Origin of the sequence: Serratia sp. KG1D (assembly GCF_037150675.1) — a bacterium.
In the GTDB taxonomy this organism is placed as follows: Bacteria; Pseudomonadota; Gammaproteobacteria; order Enterobacterales; family Enterobacteriaceae; genus Serratia; species Serratia nematodiphila.
In genome coordinates this window covers 211,902-227,842 of sequence record NZ_JBAGIH010000005.1, presented here as the reverse complement: position 1 = coordinate 227,842, position 15,941 = coordinate 211,902, and the positions used below count along the sequence as shown (strand labels likewise).

Annotated in this window: 16 protein-coding genes; 6 read left to right on the top strand and 10 right to left on the bottom strand. The window is 61.1% G+C overall.

What is annotated here, in order from left to right; translation table 11 throughout:
- Positions 1-66: 66 nt before the first annotated feature.
- Positions 67-882, top strand: coding sequence for a sugar-phosphatase (gene yidA, locus WFM45_RS21820; RefSeq protein WP_021504165.1), 816 nt, complete (start codon positions 67-69; stop codon positions 880-882).
- 25 nt (positions 883-907) lie between these two features.
- Here yidA and WFM45_RS21815 read toward each other — a convergent pair whose 3' ends face one another.
- Positions 908-1,849, bottom strand: a complete 942-nt coding sequence (locus WFM45_RS21815; protein ID WP_336957234.1) for an ornithine cyclodeaminase family protein — start codon at positions 1,847-1,849, stop codon at positions 908-910.
- Positions 1,836-2,804, bottom strand: coding sequence for a threonine/serine dehydratase (locus tag WFM45_RS21810; RefSeq protein WP_060558015.1), 969 nt, complete (start codon positions 2,802-2,804; stop codon positions 1,836-1,838). Before WFM45_RS21810 ends, WFM45_RS21815 begins: the two co-directional genes overlap by 14 nt.
- Positions 2,805-3,295: 491 nt before the next feature.
- Here WFM45_RS21810 and WFM45_RS21805 point away from each other — a divergent pair, with 491 nt between their 5' ends.
- Positions 3,296-4,576 (top strand): DUF3748 domain-containing protein, encoded by a 1,281-nt coding sequence (locus WFM45_RS21805; RefSeq protein WP_033631395.1) that lies wholly within the window; start codon positions 3,296-3,298, stop codon positions 4,574-4,576.
- 30 nt (positions 4,577-4,606) lie between these two features.
- On the opposite strand, the gene WFM45_RS21800 is transcribed toward WFM45_RS21805, so the two are convergent.
- On the bottom strand, positions 4,607-4,954 hold the full coding sequence (locus WFM45_RS21800) for a YceK/YidQ family lipoprotein (protein ID WP_082997390.1): 348 nt from the start codon (positions 4,952-4,954) through the stop codon (positions 4,607-4,609).
- A gap of 309 nt (positions 4,955-5,263) precedes the next feature.
- Between WFM45_RS21800 and ibpA the strand changes: the two genes are divergently transcribed.
- The 3 genes from ibpA (at position 5,264) to WFM45_RS21785 (ending at position 8,039) form a co-directional block, all read left to right on the top strand.
- The gene (gene ibpA / locus WFM45_RS21795; RefSeq protein WP_004933919.1) at positions 5,264-5,677 is read left to right on the top strand and encodes a small heat shock chaperone IbpA; all 414 of its coding nucleotides are present in this window, start codon (positions 5,264-5,266) and stop codon (positions 5,675-5,677) included.
- Between the two features lie 107 nt (positions 5,678-5,784).
- Entirely contained in the window at positions 5,785-6,213 is a 429-nt protein-coding gene (gene ibpB / locus WFM45_RS21790; protein WP_004933922.1) for a small heat shock chaperone IbpB, read from the top strand.
- A gap of 167 nt (positions 6,214-6,380) precedes the next feature.
- Positions 6,381-8,039, top strand: a complete 1,659-nt coding sequence (locus tag WFM45_RS21785; protein ID WP_004933926.1) for a putative transporter — start codon at positions 6,381-6,383, stop codon at positions 8,037-8,039.
- 10 nt (positions 8,040-8,049) lie between these two features.
- Here the strand turns inward: WFM45_RS21785 and WFM45_RS21780 are convergent, their stop codons facing one another.
- The 4 genes from WFM45_RS21780 to WFM45_RS21765 form a co-directional block, all read right to left on the bottom strand.
- A complete protein-coding gene (locus tag WFM45_RS21780) occupies positions 8,050-8,430 on the bottom strand; it encodes a type II toxin-antitoxin system VapC family toxin (protein WP_004933929.1) in 381 nt (126 codons plus the stop codon).
- A complete protein-coding gene (locus WFM45_RS21775) occupies positions 8,430-8,651 on the bottom strand; it encodes a ribbon-helix-helix domain-containing protein (protein WP_004933932.1) in 222 nt (73 codons plus the stop codon). The genes WFM45_RS21780 and WFM45_RS21775 overlap by 1 nt, the downstream gene beginning before the upstream one ends.
- 74 nt (positions 8,652-8,725) lie before the next feature.
- Positions 8,726-9,976: a valine--pyruvate transaminase gene (locus WFM45_RS21770; RefSeq protein ID WP_004933935.1), complete on the bottom strand. Its 1,251-nt coding sequence runs from the start codon at positions 9,974-9,976 to the stop codon at positions 8,726-8,728.
- A gap of 135 nt (positions 9,977-10,111) precedes the next feature.
- Positions 10,112-12,175 carry an alpha-amylase gene (locus WFM45_RS21765; RefSeq protein WP_336957233.1) on the bottom strand — a complete coding sequence of 688 codons (2,064 nt, stop codon included), beginning with the start codon at positions 12,173-12,175 and terminating at the stop codon, positions 10,112-10,114.
- A 195-nt stretch (positions 12,176-12,370) separates the two neighbouring features.
- On the opposite strand from WFM45_RS21765, the gene WFM45_RS21760 reads away from it, so the two are divergent.
- The gene (locus WFM45_RS21760) at positions 12,371-12,523 is read left to right on the top strand and encodes a hypothetical protein (protein WP_015376155.1); all 153 of its coding nucleotides are present in this window, start codon (positions 12,371-12,373) and stop codon (positions 12,521-12,523) included.
- A 1-nt stretch (position 12,524) separates the two neighbouring features.
- On the opposite strand, the gene ghrB is transcribed toward WFM45_RS21760, so the two are convergent.
- The 3 genes from ghrB to WFM45_RS21745 form a co-directional block, all read right to left on the bottom strand.
- Positions 12,525-13,502 carry a glyoxylate/hydroxypyruvate reductase GhrB gene (gene ghrB / locus WFM45_RS21755; RefSeq protein WP_033631399.1) on the bottom strand — a complete coding sequence of 326 codons (978 nt, stop codon included), beginning with the start codon at positions 13,500-13,502 and terminating at the stop codon, positions 12,525-12,527.
- A 73-nt stretch (positions 13,503-13,575) separates the two neighbouring features.
- Positions 13,576-14,844, bottom strand: a complete 1,269-nt coding sequence (locus WFM45_RS21750; protein WP_004933942.1) for an MFS transporter — start codon at positions 14,842-14,844, stop codon at positions 13,576-13,578.
- Positions 14,845-14,974: 130 nt separating this feature from the next.
- The gene (locus WFM45_RS21745; protein WP_033645233.1) at positions 14,975-15,940 is read right to left on the bottom strand and encodes a sugar kinase; all 966 of its coding nucleotides are present in this window, start codon (positions 15,938-15,940) and stop codon (positions 14,975-14,977) included.
- Position 15,941: the final 1 nt, after the last annotated feature.

Sequence of the window (15,941 nt, the reverse complement as noted above, 5' to 3'; positions counted from 1 at the left end):
TTTTGGCGCTGACAGCCGAGGCTGAAACGCGTTAGCATGAATAAAAACCACTGGGAGAAGCGTTGAATGGCTATTGAACTGATTGCGATCGACATGGACGGCACGTTGCTGGATCCGCAGCATCAAATCACGCCGGCGGTAAAGCAGGCTATCGCGGCGGCGCGGCGTAAAGGGGTGCACGTGGTGCTGGCTACCGGGCGGCCTTATGTCGGCGTGCAGGACTATCTGCGCCAGTTGGACATTCAGGGCCCCGGCGATTTCTGTATCACCTATAACGGTGCGCTGGTGTTGCGCGCGGTCGACGGCGCCTGCATCCTGCAGGAAACCCTGGGCTTCGAGGATTATCTGCACTTCGAGCAGATGGCGCGCGAGTTAGGCGTTCACTTCCAGGCGTTTGATTTCGATACCTTGTATACCCCGAACAAGGACATCGGCAAGTACACCATACACGAGGCGGAAATGACCGGCATTCCGCTGAAATACCGCAGCGTGGAAGAGATGGATCGCCAGATGCGTTTTCCAAAAGTGATGATGATCGACGAACCGGCGCTGCTGGACAGCGCCATCGCGCGCATCCCGGAGGAAACGCGCGCGCGTTACACTATCTTGAAAAGTGCGCCTTACTACCTCGAGATCTTACATAAAAACGTCGATAAGGGCGCCGGGGTGAAAATGCTGGCCGAGCACCTCGGCGTGGCGCGGGAAAACATCATGACGCTGGGGGATCAGGCTAACGATACGGCGATGATCGAATATGCCGGCGTCGGCGTGGCGATGGGCAACGCCATTCCCGAGCTGAAAGCGGTGGCGCAGTTTGTCACCAGCGCCAATACCGAAGACGGCGTGGCGCGCGCTATCGAGAAGTTCGTGCTCAACGCCTGAGAAAACGGGGCGCTGCGGCGCCCCTTTATACTTTCGCCAACACCCCTTTGGCGATCTGCAGATCCTGAATCGCCAAGCCGGTGAGATCGGCGATGGTGATGTGCTGCGGCTCGCGTCGTACCCGCCCGCCCTGCGCCAATGCGGCGCCCATTTCGACGATCGGCGTTGAAGTCAGCTTGTTCTGCCGATAAGCCGTCGCGATCTCGCCATAGTCTGTGCACTGAGCCAGCGCATCGACCAACAGCGCGTCCGCGCGGGCCACCAGCTCGGTCGCCAGCTCCTGCTTACCGGGCGCGTCGGCGCCCACCGCGGTAATGTGCGTGCCGGGCCGAATATCCGCCGCCTGCAAAATCGGTTCGCGGCTGGGCGTGGTGGTGACGATCAGCTGACAGTGCGCCGCCAGCTCCGCCGCATCCTGCGTGACCCGCACCCGAAAACCCTCAGCCTCGGCATCGCGCCGATACGCCGCCAGCGCCTGTTCGTTGCGGCCCCACACCCATACCTCGCGGCAATCGGTCACCGGTTTCAGACATTGCAGCTGCAGCCGCGCCTGCAGGCCGGTGCCGACCATGCCGATCGCCTGAATATGCGGCGGCGCGCACAGCTCGGCGGCGATGCGGCCGGTCAGGGCGGTGCGCAGCGCGGTCAGCCAACCTTCATCTTGCAGCAGCGCCTGCGGCTCGCCGGTCTGGGCGGAGAACGCCATCATCAGCCCCTGATTGCTCGGCAGGCCGTGTTCGGCATTGCGATAGAAACCGGTAGAGATCTTGACCACGAACAGTTCGTCGCCTTCCAACCAGGCGGACTTGATGCAGCAGTCGCCGGCGGCCTGCTCGAACAGGAAATGCTGCGCCGGCGGCTGTTGTACCCGCTGTTGCGAGTAGGCGATAAAACCCTGCTTCAGCAGCGGTGTTATGGTCTCGGCGTCGAACGCGGCGAGAATTTGCTGCCGATTAAGGATGCGCATCGGCGATGGCCTTGAGGTATTTCTCCAGCACGATGTTTTTACCGCACAGCACCACCGCCACCTTTTTACCTCGGTATTCCGGCGCCAGTTTGATCGCCGCCGCCAGCGCTACGCCTGCTGCGCCTTCGATAATCCAGCGATCGCTGGCGGCGATCCGGCGCATCGCGCGTTTGATCTCCGCCTCACTGACCAGCACTTTACGGTCAATCAGCTGCTGGCACAGCGGGAAGGTCACGGCGCCTGGCTCGACGCCGCCGGCGGTGCCGTCGGACAGGGTTTCTTGTTCTTCCACCGGGAAGATATGGCCGGCTTCCAACGCGCTGTACAGGCTGGTGGCGTTTTCCGGCCAGCAGGCGATAAGCTGCGTGTTTGGCGACAGTTGCCGCAGAACGGTGCCGATGCCGGCGATATAGCCACCGCCGCCGACCGCCACGAACACCGCGTCCAGATCGGCGAGTTGTTCAACCAGCTCCATGCCGCAGGTGCCCTGGCCGGCAATGACCTGCTCGTCGTTATACGGCGAGATGTAGGTTTTCCCCTGTTCGCGTGCGGCTTGTTCCCCCGCCAGTTCGGCGTTCAGCGCGTCGCCCGGCACCAATTCCACGGTGCCGCCCAGCGCCCGGATGGTGTCGAGCTTGATGCTCGCCGCCGTCTCCGGCGCATAAACCGTGACGCCAACGCCCATCCGTTGCCCCGCCAGGGCGACAGCCTGGCCGTGGTTGCCGGTTGAGGCGGCGATCACGCCGCGCCGGCGTTGCTCGTTATCCAACAGCCGCAGCTTGTTGCTGGCGCCGCGAAATTTAAAGGAACCGGTGTGCTGCAGGTGGTCGCATTTCAGATACAGCTCGCAGCCCAACTGCTGTGAAAGCAGCACGCTGCGCTCCAGCGGCGTGACCCGCACCTGAGGGCGCAGTTGCTGATGAGCGGAAACAATGGCATCGAAGAGGGGGTTCATACCGGCTCCAGAAAACTTATTTGGACTTAAAAATCCAGTTTGTACTTTTTTGTATTGATTGTAAACCCCGCGGCCCGACCTTCGGGCACACCGATCAGAAAACGGCAACGGTCGGCGGGAGCATTGCCGTTTTCGGTGAAAATAATCATAAACCTGTCGTTTAGCGGCCCGATTTTTTATTTATTTGCGTTAAGTAAGGCGCTACCGCTGCCTTATTCTTGTAAGGGAAGTGAGAATGGAAAAATAGCGTTTGCATCACCCACCTCTATTACATTGGCGCCGTTGAGTCTCGCCGGCAGGAATTCTATCGCCTGGTCGGCCGCTTATTTCCTGCCGACGCCGTCGATCGGCTTAAATGATAAGACGCTGGAAAATAATTGCGTGATTTCGAATCGAAAAATCCTCCCGCCTCACCCTCACAGGCCATATGAAACGCTGCGGGCGATCCGGTAAGATGACGGCTCAGTGCCAGCATGTGCAGGAGAGCCGCCATGAGCCATCGGGAAAAACAACTGACTTTCGACCCTCGTGGGCATCAGTTAACCAATATCAACGTCTGGACGCCGGACAGCCAATGGCTGGCTTATGACGTGCGCCCGCACGGCGCCTTTTTCACCGGCCTCAGCATCGAGCGTGTCAACGTCGCCAGCGGCGCGGTGGAGGTGATTTATCGCGCCCAGCACGGCGCCCACGTCGGCGTGGTCACGGTCAGCCCCGATGCGCCGGCGCGCTATGCCTTTATTCACGGACCTGAGCACCCGGACAGCGCCTGGCAGTATGATTTTCACCACCGCCGCGGGGTGATCGTCAGCGAACCGGATCGCGAGTTGGCCATCACCCTCGACGCGCTGGATATCACCGCGCCCTATACCCCCGGCGCGCTGCGCGGCGGCAGCCACGTGCACGTTTTCAGTCCGGACGGCAGCCGCCTCAGCTTTACCTATAACGATCACGTGATGCATGAACGCGATCCGGCGCGCGATCTGCGCAACGTCGGCGTGGCCGTGCCGCTGCACGGGGTTAACCCGCCAAAACAGCACCCGCGCGAGTACGACGGCAGCCACTATTGCGTGTTGGTCAGCGAGACGGTGCCGCAGCCGCGGCCGGGCAGCGATCAGATCAATCGCGCTTACGAAGAAGGCTGGATCGGTCGCGAAGGCTACCGTAAGGCCGACGGCAGCCGGCAGCGCTGGGCGCTGGCATTTATCGGCGATACGTTGTCTGCCGCCGGAGAGAAGCTGCCTGAGGTGTTTATCGTCGATCTGCCGGAGAACGACGTCGACTACGCCCGGGCGGGCGCTCTGCCGCTGCAGGGGACGGAAAGTGAGCTGCCGGCGCCGCCGCTTGGCGTCAGGCAGCGGCGGGTAACCTTTACCGGGGATCGCCGTTTTCCTGGCGTGGCTGGTGCGCCGCGCCACTGGTTGCGCAGTTCGCCGGACGGCAGCCAGATAGCTTTTCTGATGAAGGACGACGGCGGCGTGGTGCAGCTGTGGACGGTGTCGCCTAACGGTGGCGAGCCGCGCCAGGTGAGCCGCAGCGAGCATGACATCCAGTCGGCGTTCAGCTGGCACCCGCAGGGCGGGACGATAGCCCTGGTGTGCGACAACAGCGTGATGCTGTGCGAGGTGGCCAGCGGTCGCCTGCAGCGTTTGACGCCGCGCAGCGTGCAGCCGCCGTCGGGGGATGCCGTGGTGTTCTCGCCGGATGGCAAGAAAGTGGCGTTTATGCGCGAGATAGCGGGGTTCAACCAGATCTTCGTGGTTGAGGCGTAAGACGGGCCTGATGACCCGCTGCGTGCGCGATTAGTGCGTGGCGGTGCTGTCGTCGCCCTGGCCGGGATTGCCGGTCGCCGCCAAATTCTGCTGCTCGCTGCGCAGGATACGCGCTTTTGGCGAGTCTGCGGTGGCGTCGTTGCCGGAGCGCAGATAGTCGTAAGGCAGCAGCACGGTATCCATCACCGCGGAGAACGGCAGATCCAGCGCCACCAGCGGCATCATCGCCCAGCTGGTGTTGTCGTCCTTCAGCATGTCCACGCTGGCGCGGGTGCCGGGATAGTAACCCTGATTCGGGCCGGTATGGCTCATTACGCTGGAGCAACCGCTGGTCACCAACAACATGCAGCCCGTCGCTATCGCTTTCATCGTCGTCATTAATCCATCCTGCAGGGTTGCTGTTCCCCTAAATTAAGCTGATTTATAACATCCTGTTGTTGCTTTAAAAGAAGCAAAATCCCGCTCTGTGGCGGCTCTCTCACTTTAGTGTAAGTGGTAAAAAAACTTTTACCTTATTGGTGCAAGTTTTTTTTGATCCTCGCCTGTTGAATTGATGAAAGCAACCCCCATTTTATCATTAGAGCCGAATTGAGAATTCGCCGTAAGGGAATTCTGGCTTAATTAGCCTGTCCAGAGTGGAAGGCGTATTTATTTCAACCTCGCTGAAGTGCCTTAGGAGGCTGTTTTATGCGTAATTTTGATCTTTCCCCGCTATACCGTTCCGCCATCGGTTTCGATCGCCTGTTCAACGCGCTGGAGGCTGGCCAGAGTCAGGGCAACGGCGGTTATCCCCCTTATAATGTCGAGCTGGTGGATGAAAATCATTATCGGATCGCCATCGCGGTAGCCGGGTTTGCCGAGCAGGAGCTGGAGATCACCACACAGGACAATCTGCTGATCGTGCGCGGGGCGCACAACAATGAACCGGCAGAAAAAACCTATTTATACCAGGGCATCGCCGAGCGCAATTTCGAGCGTAAATTCCAGCTGGCCGAACATATTCAAATTAAAGGCGCCAAACTGGAGAATGGCCTGTTGTATATCGACATGCAACGCATCGTGCCGGAAACATTAAAACCGCGCCGCATCGAAATTAAATAAATTTCCGTTCCGCCGGCAGGTACGCTGCCGGTAAATATGAAGTCATGATTAGCCTGCCGTCAGGGGGCTGAATAAACACATCTCGCTTAATGAAAGGAGTTGTTCCTATGCGTAATTACGATTTATCCCCGCTTCTGCGTCAGTGGATTGGTTTTGATAAATTGGCCAGTTCAATGGGCGGCCAGGAACCCCAGGGGTTCCCGCCGTATAACATCGAGAAAAGTGACGACAATCACTACCGCATTTCTCTGGCGCTGGCCGGTTTCCGGCAGAGCGAACTGAATATTGAAGTGGAAGGGCCGCGGCTGACCGTCAGCGGTAAACCCACGCCGCCGGAAAAACAGGTCGAGTACCTGCATCAGGGGCTGGTGTGCAAAGAGTTCCAGTTGACCTTCACCCTGGCGGAACACCTGCAGGTGTCCGAGGCCAAATTTGAAAATGGCCTGTTGCACATCGATCTGGTGCGTCAGGTGCCGGAAGCCTTGCAGCCTCAGCGCATCGCCATCGGCGCGACGCCGGAGCTGGAAGCGAAATAACCGGCTGAAAAACGGCCATCATCATGCGGGGGAGATCCAAACGGATCTCCCCCGTTGCGTTATGTGGCGCACGCCACAGTCCCCCCGTCTGCCCGATGCCATAATCCTTGTTAATTGTGTGTCTTTGGCCGCAAATCCCATGTTCAACTTTGGCAAGGATGTGACCTATGAGCGATATCGCCCTGACCGTCAGCATGTTGGCGTTGGCGGCCGTCATTGGGCTGTGGATGGGGAACTGGAAGCTGTATGGCGTCGGGTTGGGCATTGGCGGCGTGCTGTTCGGCGGTATCCTGGTCGGCCACTTTGCCCAGAGCGGGCAAATCAGCCTGAATGGGGACATGCTGCACTTTATCCAGGAGTTTGGCCTGATCCTGTTCGTCTACACCATCGGCATCCAGGTCGGCCCCGGTTTCTTCTCTTCGCTGCGCGTCTCCGGTCTGCGGCTCAACGCCTTCGCGGTGCTGCTGGTGCTGACCGGCGGCGTCGTGGCGGCGGCGGTACACAAGCTGTTCGACGTGCCGCTGCCGATCATCCTCGGCGTGTTCTCCGGTGCGGTCACCAACACCCCGGCGCTGGGCGCCGGTCAACAAATCCTGACCGATCTCGGTTCCGATCCGGCGCTGGTGGACGGCATGGGGATGGGTTACGCCATGGCCTATCCGTTCGGCATATGCGGCATCCTGCTGGTGATGTGGCTGATCCGGCTGATTTTCCGCATCAACATCGAGCGTGAGGCTCAGGCGTTTGAAAGCAGCCTGGGCAATCAGCGCGAGTTGCTGCACGCCATCAACGTGGCGGTGCGCAACCCCAATCTGCAGGGCATGGCGATCAAAAGCGTGCCGCTGCTCAACGGTGAAGCGATCGTCTGTTCGCGCCTCAAGCGCGGGGAGCTGTTGATGGTGCCGGCGCCGCACGAGCGGCTGGAGCTTGGCGACTACCTGCACCTGGTGGGCAAACGCGAAGATCTGGAGAACGCCCGGTTGGTGATCGGCGAAGAGGTGGATGCCTCGCTGTCGACGCGCGGCACTGCGCTGCAGGTGGTGAGGGCGGTGGTGACCAACGAGCAGGTGCTGGGCAAGAAAATCCGCGATCTGAATCTGAAGCAAAAGTATGACGTGGTGATTTCACGCCTCAACCGCGCCGGCGTGGAGCTGGTGGCCGGCAGCAACGTCACGCTGCAGTTTGGCGACATTCTCAACCTGGTCGGCCGGCCGGAGGCCATCGACGCGGTGACGGCGATTGTCGGCAACGCCCAACAAAAACTGCAGCAGGTGCAGATGCTGCCGGTGTTTATCGGTATCGGCCTCGGGGTATTGCTCGGTTCTATTCCGCTGTTCGTGCCCGGCTTCCCGGCGGCATTGCGGCTGGGGCTGGCCGGCGGGCCGCTGGTGGCGGCGCTGATCCTGGGGCGCATCGGCAGCATCGGCAAGCTGTACTGGTTTATGCCGCCGAGCGCCAACCTGGCGCTGCGCGAACTGGGCATCGTGCTGTTTCTGGCGGTGGTTGGTTTGAAATCGGGCGGTAACTTCATCGATACGTTGCTGCACGGCGAGGGGCTGACGTGGGTCGGGTACGGCGCCTTGATCACCGCGATTCCGCTGCTGAGCGTCGGTATTCTGGCGCGCACGGTGGGCAAGATGAACTACCTGACGCTGTCCGGCATGCTGGCGGGATCGATGACCGATCCGCCGGCGCTGGCGTTCGCCAACGGTCTGCATCCCACCAGCGGCGCCGCGGCGCTGTCTTACGCCACCGTTTATCCGCTGGCGATGTTCCTGCGCATCATGTCGCCGCAGCTGCTGGCGGTGCTGTTCTGGACGCTATAGCGCTGCCCGTCTACAGCCGGTAAGGCATTAACACGCCGTTGTCAGTGCCAAAATCTTTGGGGTTGCGGGAGATGAGCGTCCGGAACCCCACCTGCGCGGTGGCCCAGATAATGGCGTCCGGCAGCTTCACATGCTGTGAGTGGCGCAGTTCTACGGCGCGTTCGGCAACTTCATCGGTAATAGGCAGCAGCAGGAATTGCCCTAAAAACTGGCGCGTTTTCAGCTCCAGCGCCGGCCCCTGCTTTTTGGCACCCACCATCACTTCCATCCAGGTGATGGCGCTAATAGCCGGATTGGTGTGGTATTCGGTCAAAACGTCTTTGGCTTGAGGAATGCCGTTGAGATAATCGATCAGAATATTGGTGTCGAATAACGCCCGTTGAGCCACCATTATTCCCACTCCTCGCGCTGACGATTTTCGTAGTCCACGCCATCTCCCATCGCCCCGGACCAGAGCCCGAAAGCATTGCTGGGATCTTCAACGTGGTTCTCCGTCAGATAGCGGGAGACGGCCTGACGGATGATTTCGGCCCGGGGAACGTGGCGGATATTTTTCAGATTGTCGAGCTGCCGCAGGTCTTCTTCAGGTAAATCGATCACGATGCGAGTCATCGCTAGCCCTCCAAAAAAAGATATACGATATATGCATCGTATATCTTTATCGGTCGATTTTCAATCAGCTGGCATTAGCCTTCCTGATGCGCGCGTTCGATCTCTTCTGCCAGGATCGCCACGCCGCGCTCGATTTTCTCCGGGTCGGGCACGTAGTTCATGCGCATGCACTGGTGGGTGTGCGGCCAGTCGTGCTCCAGCCCCGGGAAGAAGTAGTGGCCCGGCACCATCAGCACGCCGCGCTTTTTCAGGCGCTGATACAGCACCTCGGTGGTGATCGGCAGATCCTTGAACCACAGCCAGAGGAAGATGGCCCCTTCCGGTTTGTGGATCAGGCAGCGCTCCGGCGACAGGTAGCGGCGGATAATCTCGATGGTGTGTTCGACGCGCTGTTTGTAAAACGGGCGAATCACCTCGTTCGACAGGCGCAGCAGATCGCCGCGCGCAATCATTTCTGTTGCCATCGCCGGCCCCATGCTGCCCGGCGACAGGCTGATGATGCCGTTCATGTTGGTCAGCGCGGTGATCACCTTCTCGTCGGCGATCACGATGCCGCAGCGCGAGCCCGGCAGGCCGAGTTTGGACAGGCTCATGCACAGGATGGTGTTCGGGTTCCACAGCGGCGTGGCGTCGCTGAAGATAATGCCGGGGAACGGCACGCCGTAGGCGTTGTCGATCACCAGCGGAATATCGCGCTGCTGCGCCAGCAGGTCGAGCTTCATCAGCTCTTCGTCGGTGATCACGTTGCCGGTCGGGTTGGTCGGCCGTGAAACGCAGATCATGCCGATGTCGTCGCCGATGGTGAGGTGTTCGAAATCAACGTGATATTTGAACTGGCCGTCCGGCAGCAGCTCGATGTTCGGTTTGGCGGAGACGAACAGCCCTTCGTCCAGCCCGGCATCGGCATAGCCGATATATTCTGGCGCCAATGGGAACAGCACGCGGCGGCGCGAACCGTCGGCGTAGCGGCCGGCGAACAGGTTGAACAAGTAGAAAAACGCGCTTTGGCTGCCGTTCGTCAGTGCAATATTCTGTGGCGAAATCTCCCAGCCGAGCTCGTCGCGCAGCAGATTGGCCAGCGCTTTCAGCAGCGCATCCTTGCCTTGCGGGCCGTCGTAGTTGCACAGCGCCTCGGTCAGTTTGCCCTGGTCGAGCATCTCCTGGCACAGCTGTTTGAAGTAGGCTTCCATCTCTGGGATCTGCGCCGGGTTGCCGCCGCCGAGCATGATGGCACCGGGGGTGCGCAGGCCTTCGTTCAGGTCGTCCATCAAACGGGTAATGCCCGCATAACGGGTAAATTTTTCGCCGAAAAGTGAGAAAGTCATAGGTGTAGCAATACTGTTTTTTAGCAGGTAATCCCCCACCATACCGCCAGACAAATCCCTCTGCAATGCGGCCGACAAATAGACCAGTGGGCAAAAGCTTCGCTCATCGGCCGATTGTCAGCATATTACGCTGGATTATTGTGACCGTTCGCCGGCCCATACCACCATCACCTTATCGTCGCCGAGCCGGCGGCTGAAGGCGTAGTAGGCGGCGTGTGGCAGCGGGGTTTGCACGCCGCCGCCGATCGCCGGATGGCGAGCGCGGAACTGTCCCAACCGTTGCCAGTGGGCCAGCAGCGAGGCTTTTTCCCCCTGCAACTCAGGCCAGTTCATGTCGGAGCGGGTGCCTTGCAGCGGATCGGAACCGGTTGGGCCGAGCGGGCGGCCGCTTTCATCGCCGTAGTAAATCTGCACCGCCCCCGGCGCCAGCAACAGCAGGTTTGCCGCCCGCTGTTGGCGCACCTGCGAGCCTTTGGCGTCGCTGGCGAAGAACAGCCGGGTGTCATGTGAAGAGAGGTAGCTCAGCACGTTGAAATCCTGCAGCCGCTCGGCCATCTGCCGGTAGGTGGCATCGATGTCGGCAAAGCAGCCCAGCGCCTGCGACGCCTGGTCCTGGAAATCGAAGTTGATCATCGCGTCGAAGCCGTTTTGGTAATAGTCGCTTTTCATCACCCCGTGGCCCCAGGCCTCGCCGGTCATCCAAAACGGCGCGTCATCCAGCGCCTGCTGCGGATGCTCCGCTTTCCACGCCGCCAATGCCGCCGTGGCGCGCTGCTTCAACAGCGCCAGCGTCGGTTTTTCCACGTGCTTGGCGGTGTCGACGCGAAAACCGTCGATGCCGTAATCGCGCACCCACTGGCTGAGCCAGACGGTCAGGTAATCGCGGGTGGTGGCGCCGGGAATGTCGCGAGCGGCGGTGTCGGGTTTGTGGCGATAGAACAGCGACAGGCCGCTGGCGCCGGGCGCTTCGGTTTTGATGTCCGGCAGGAAGGCCAGCGACATTGTCAGGTCGTCATAGCCCGGCGCGTCATAGTCGCCGATGTCGGTGCGGATCCAGTTTTTCCCCCACCATGGGCGCCAGCCCGCCTTGTCGCTGAAATTGATATAGTCGTTGAAGCTGTGCCAGTTTTGCCCTGGCCCGGGGCGCCAGTCGTTCCAGCTTTTCCCCAGGGTTTTCTCCACCTCTGCACCCTGCAGATACAGCGAGCCGAAGTGGAACGTTTGCATATCCGCCAGCGTGGCGTAGCCGACATGATTCACCACCACGTCGAACAGAATGCGAATGCCGCGCTGATGGGCCTGCTCGACCAGCGTGCGCAGCTCCTGTTCGGTGCCCATGTTGGCGTCGAGGCGCGTCCAGTCCAGCGCGTAATAGCCGTGATAGGCGTAATGCGGGAAATCGCCTTGGGTGCCGCCGCCGACCCAGCCGTGGATCTGCTCCAGCGGTGAGCTGATCCACAAGGCGTTGACGCCGAGCTGCTGCAGATAATCCAGCTTCTGCGTCAGGCCGGCCAGATCGCCGCCGTGAAAGGTGCCTATTTCCTGCAGGCCGTCGCTGCGGCGCCCGTAGCTGTGGTCATTGGCCGGATTGCCGTTCTCAAAGCGATCGGTCAGCACGAAGTAGACCGTGGCGTTATGCCAACTGAACGCCGCCGGTTTCGCCGTGGCGGCGGATTCCAGCAGCAACAGGCCGTCGCTGGCGGCGGCGGGCTGCAACGTGATTTTCCCCTGGCTCACCTGCGCCGTTTGGCCGGAATAGAAATCGCGCAGCGTTTCGCCTTCGGCGAAGGTGGAGGCGACGTCGACCGTGACCGGCTTGCCGTCCCAGCGCGGGCAGCTGCGCACGGCAACGGCGGCGCTTTCCGGCGCGCTGCTCAGGCTGAGCTGCAGCGTCGGCGTGCCGCTGCGGGTGTCGATGCGCACCTGATAATCGCCGGCGCGGAACTGCCGCCAGCTGGCCGGCGGATGGGCGCCGCAGGGCTGCAGCGACAGCGTTTGGTTAAGCTTCACCGCCTCGGCGGGCTGCCAGCAGTGGTTATCCTGATACAGCCGCAGCGGCAGTTGGCCTTTGGGCAGCGCGGCCTGGCTGGCGAACAGCCCGGCGGCAGTTTCGTCGAAGGCCGGGAAACCCGCCAACGTCCAGCCGGCCAGTGCCGAAGGCGACAGCAGTATCAACAAGGGCAGGGGTAACAGTTTCATGGCTCTCCTTACGCGTGGCAGGAAGCGTTTTTTCCGCTGGGTAGCGCCAGTGTGGCAAACGGCGGAAAAATGGCCTCCTCCCTGCGAGGGTTTTTCGGGGAGGAGGAGAAGGGCGGAGCGTTTTCGGATTGATTCGGCTTGGCTTTGCGCGCGCGCTGCGGCAGATTAAACGATGAACATCAAAGGAGGTTAGCGATGACGGACAAAAACTGGCGAGAAGAGATCGTTCGGGCAATTCAGGATGCCGAATTGCAGCACTTCGCCGAAGAACATCAGTTGCAGGCGCTGTTCGCGCCGCAGCAGGAAGAGCAACACGGCCGGTTATCCGCAGACCACCGGCCGCGCTGAGTTATTTCCGCAACAGCTGCGGATTGACGCAGTTTTCTTTCACCGTGCCGGTCAATGCCGCGATCAAGTTATCCACCGCGCAGGCGGCCATGCCGTAGCGGGTTTCATGGGTGGCGGAGCCGATGTGCGGCAACGCCACCACGTTCGGCATGCTGAGCAGCGGCGAATTGGCCGGCAGCGGCTCTTTCTCGAACACGTCCAACCCGGCGGCGTGGATCACGCCGTTTTGCAGCGCTTCGATCAACGCCTGCTCATCCACCACCGGCCCGCGGCCGGCGTTGATCAGAATGCCGCTTTTCTTCATTTTCGCCAGCTGATCGCGGCCGATCAGATGGAAAGTTTGTTCGGTCAGCGGCAACGTGATGCAAACGAAATCCGATTCGGCCAGCAGGGTATCCAGATCGCAGCGACGGGCGTTGAAGCGTTGCTCCGCCTCTTCGTGCGTGCGGCGGGCGTTGTACAGCACCGGCATGCCGAAGCCGAAGTGCGCGCGCTGCGCCAGCGCCAGGCCGATGCGCCCCATGCCGAGGATGCCGATGGTTTTGTGGTGCACGTCGACGCCGAACCAGTCCGGCCCGATGCTGCCGCGCCATTCGCCGGCCTTCACCCGCTCCGCCACTTCCACCACCCGGCGCGCGGTCGCCAGCACCAGGCTCATGATGGTGTCGGCGACGGTTTCGGTCAGCACCGTCGGGGTATGCATCAGCAGCACGTTATGGGCGTTGAGCGCCTCGACGTCGAAGTTGTCGTAGCCGACGGAAACGGTCGAGGCCGCGCGCAGTTTGGGCGCCTGCTGCAGGAAAGCTTCGTCAATTTTACCGCCGGAACCGATGATCCCTTCGGCCTGCTGCAGCGCCTGGCGCAGTTCGTCGCGGTTCTCCGGCTGCAGGCCGTTGAAGGCGTGCACGGTGAAGTGCTGTTCCAGACGTTCACGCAGATCGGCGGGCAGGCTTTTGTACAATACGATAGAAGGCTTCATCACGAACTCCAGCTGGGCCAAAGGGGGCATGGCGCCCCCCCGGTTGGGTTAACAGAGAAAAAGTATAACCGGATCAAGCCAATTGTGGCTGGATCTCGTTGCGGGCGGGCTTGACGATCAGCGTCAGCACCACCGCCACCACCAGTGCGATGGCCATAAACATGTAAGAGGCCGCCGGGCTGCCGGTGGCGCCATTCAGGTAACCGACGAACCACGAACCGAAGAACGAACCCAGCGCGCCCATGCTGTTGATCAGCGCCATGGCGCCCCCGGCGACGTTTTTCGGCAGCATTTCCGGAATGATGGCGAAGAACGGCCCATAAGGGGCGTACATCGCGGCGCCGGCGACCACCAGCAGGCCGTAGGAGATCCAGAAGTGGTTGGTGCCGACGGCGTAAGAGCCGAAGAACGCCAGCGCGCCGATCAGCAGCAGCGGCCAGACGAACAGCTTGCGGTTTTGCATTTTGTCCGACGCCCAGGAGACGACGATCATGGCGATGGTTGCCGCCAGGTAAGGCACCGCCGACAGCCAGCCGGCTTCCACCATGCCCATCTGCATGCCGCTGCGCAGGATGGAAGGCAGCCACAGCACGAAGCCGTACACGCCGATGCTCCAGGCGAAGTACTGCACGCACAACAGGATCACGTTGCGTGAGCGGAAGGCTTCGCCGTAGTTGCGCACGGCCTTGATGCCTTTCTGTTCTTCGTCCAGCTGCTGTTGCAGCGCCTGTTTCTCATCGGCGCTCAACCAGCCGGCCTGCGCCGGTTTGTCTTTCGCCAGCACCCACCAGCAGAACGCCCAGATAACCGCCGGAATGCCCTCGATGATGAACATTTCGCGCCAGCCGAAGGCGTGGATCAGGTAGCCTGACACCACAGACATCCACAGCACCGTCACCGGGTTACCGAGGATCAGGAAGGTATTGGCGCGTGACCGCTCCGATTTGGTGAACCAGTTGCTGATGTAGATCAGCATCGCCGGCATCACCGCCGCTTCCACCACGCCGAGGATAAAGCGGATGGCGGCCAACATCGGGATATTGCTCACCACGCCGGTCAGCGAGGCGCAACCGCCCCACAGGATCAGGCACCAGAAGATCAATTTTTTGACGCTGCGGCGTTCGGCGTAGATGGCGCCGGGAATTTGGAAGAAGAAATAACCGAGGAAAAACAGCGCGCCCAGCAGCGAGGCCATGCCCTTGGTGATGCCGAGATCCTCATTGATGCCGGCGGCGGAGGCGAAGCTGAAGTTGGCGCGATCGAGATAGGCCAGGCTGTAGGTGATAAACACGATGGGCATGATGTACCACCAGCGTTTGGCCGCGACAGTCGCTTTGTTCATGTTCAGTATCCTTCAGTGGTGTTGCATCCCCTTCGCCCGGCATGCCAGAAGAAGGGGCAGATGCTCTCCCGACGCGTCCCGGTTGTAGGGCCAGAGGCTGACGTCATGCGGAGAAGTCGTTTTTTTATTGTTATTCGGCCAGCGCCGCGCGGGTCGGCAGGCCTTCGCTGTCGCCGATGGCCTGGATCGCCAGCGAACCGATTTTGTTGCCGCGCTGCACCGCCTGTACCAGCGTTTTGCCTTCCAGCAGGGCGCTGAGGGTGCCGACGGCAAAGCCATCACCCGCCCCCACGGTATCCACCACGTTGTCGACCTTGACTGCGGCCACCGCCGCCTTATCGCCGGCGGCGGTTTTAAACCAGGCGCCGTCCGGGCCGGTTTTGATGATCACCGCCTGCACGCCGCGTTCCAGATAGAAATCGGCGATGCCTTCCGGCGTCGATTGGCCGGTGAGGATCTGCCCCTCTTTCAGCCCCGGCAGCACCCAGTCGGCGGCGAACGCCAGCTGGTTCAGCTGCTCGATCATCACCTCGCGGCTGGGCCACAGCACCGGGCGCAGATTGGGGTCGAACGAAATGGTTTTGCCCATGGCGCGCATCTCGCGCGCCGCATGGTGGCACAGCGCCAGCGATTCGCCGGACAGCGCCGCCGCCACGCCGCTCAGGTGCAGGTGGCGCGCGGAACCGAAATACTCGCGGTTAAAATCGGCAATCGACAGGTGGCTGGCCGCCGAGCCCTTGCGGAAGTATTCCACGCTGGGATCGGTACCATCGGTGGTTTTGGATTTCACCTGAAAACCGGTCGGATAGTGGCCATCGACCGTCACCTGCCGGTAGTTGATGCCTTCTTTTTTCAGCTGCTGCAGGGCGAAGCGGCCGAACGAGTCATTGCCGACGCGGCTGACCCAGCCGACGTTCATGCCCAGACGCGCCAGGCCGATCGCCACGTTCAGTTCGGCGCCGGCGATGCGTTTGGTGAAGGTTTCCACCTCCGCCAGGTCGCCGGTTTGCGCCGCCACGAACATCGCCATGGCTTCGCCCAGCGTGACCACATCCAGGGGCGTCTGCTGCGCCGTCGTTGCCGTTAACGTTGTCATC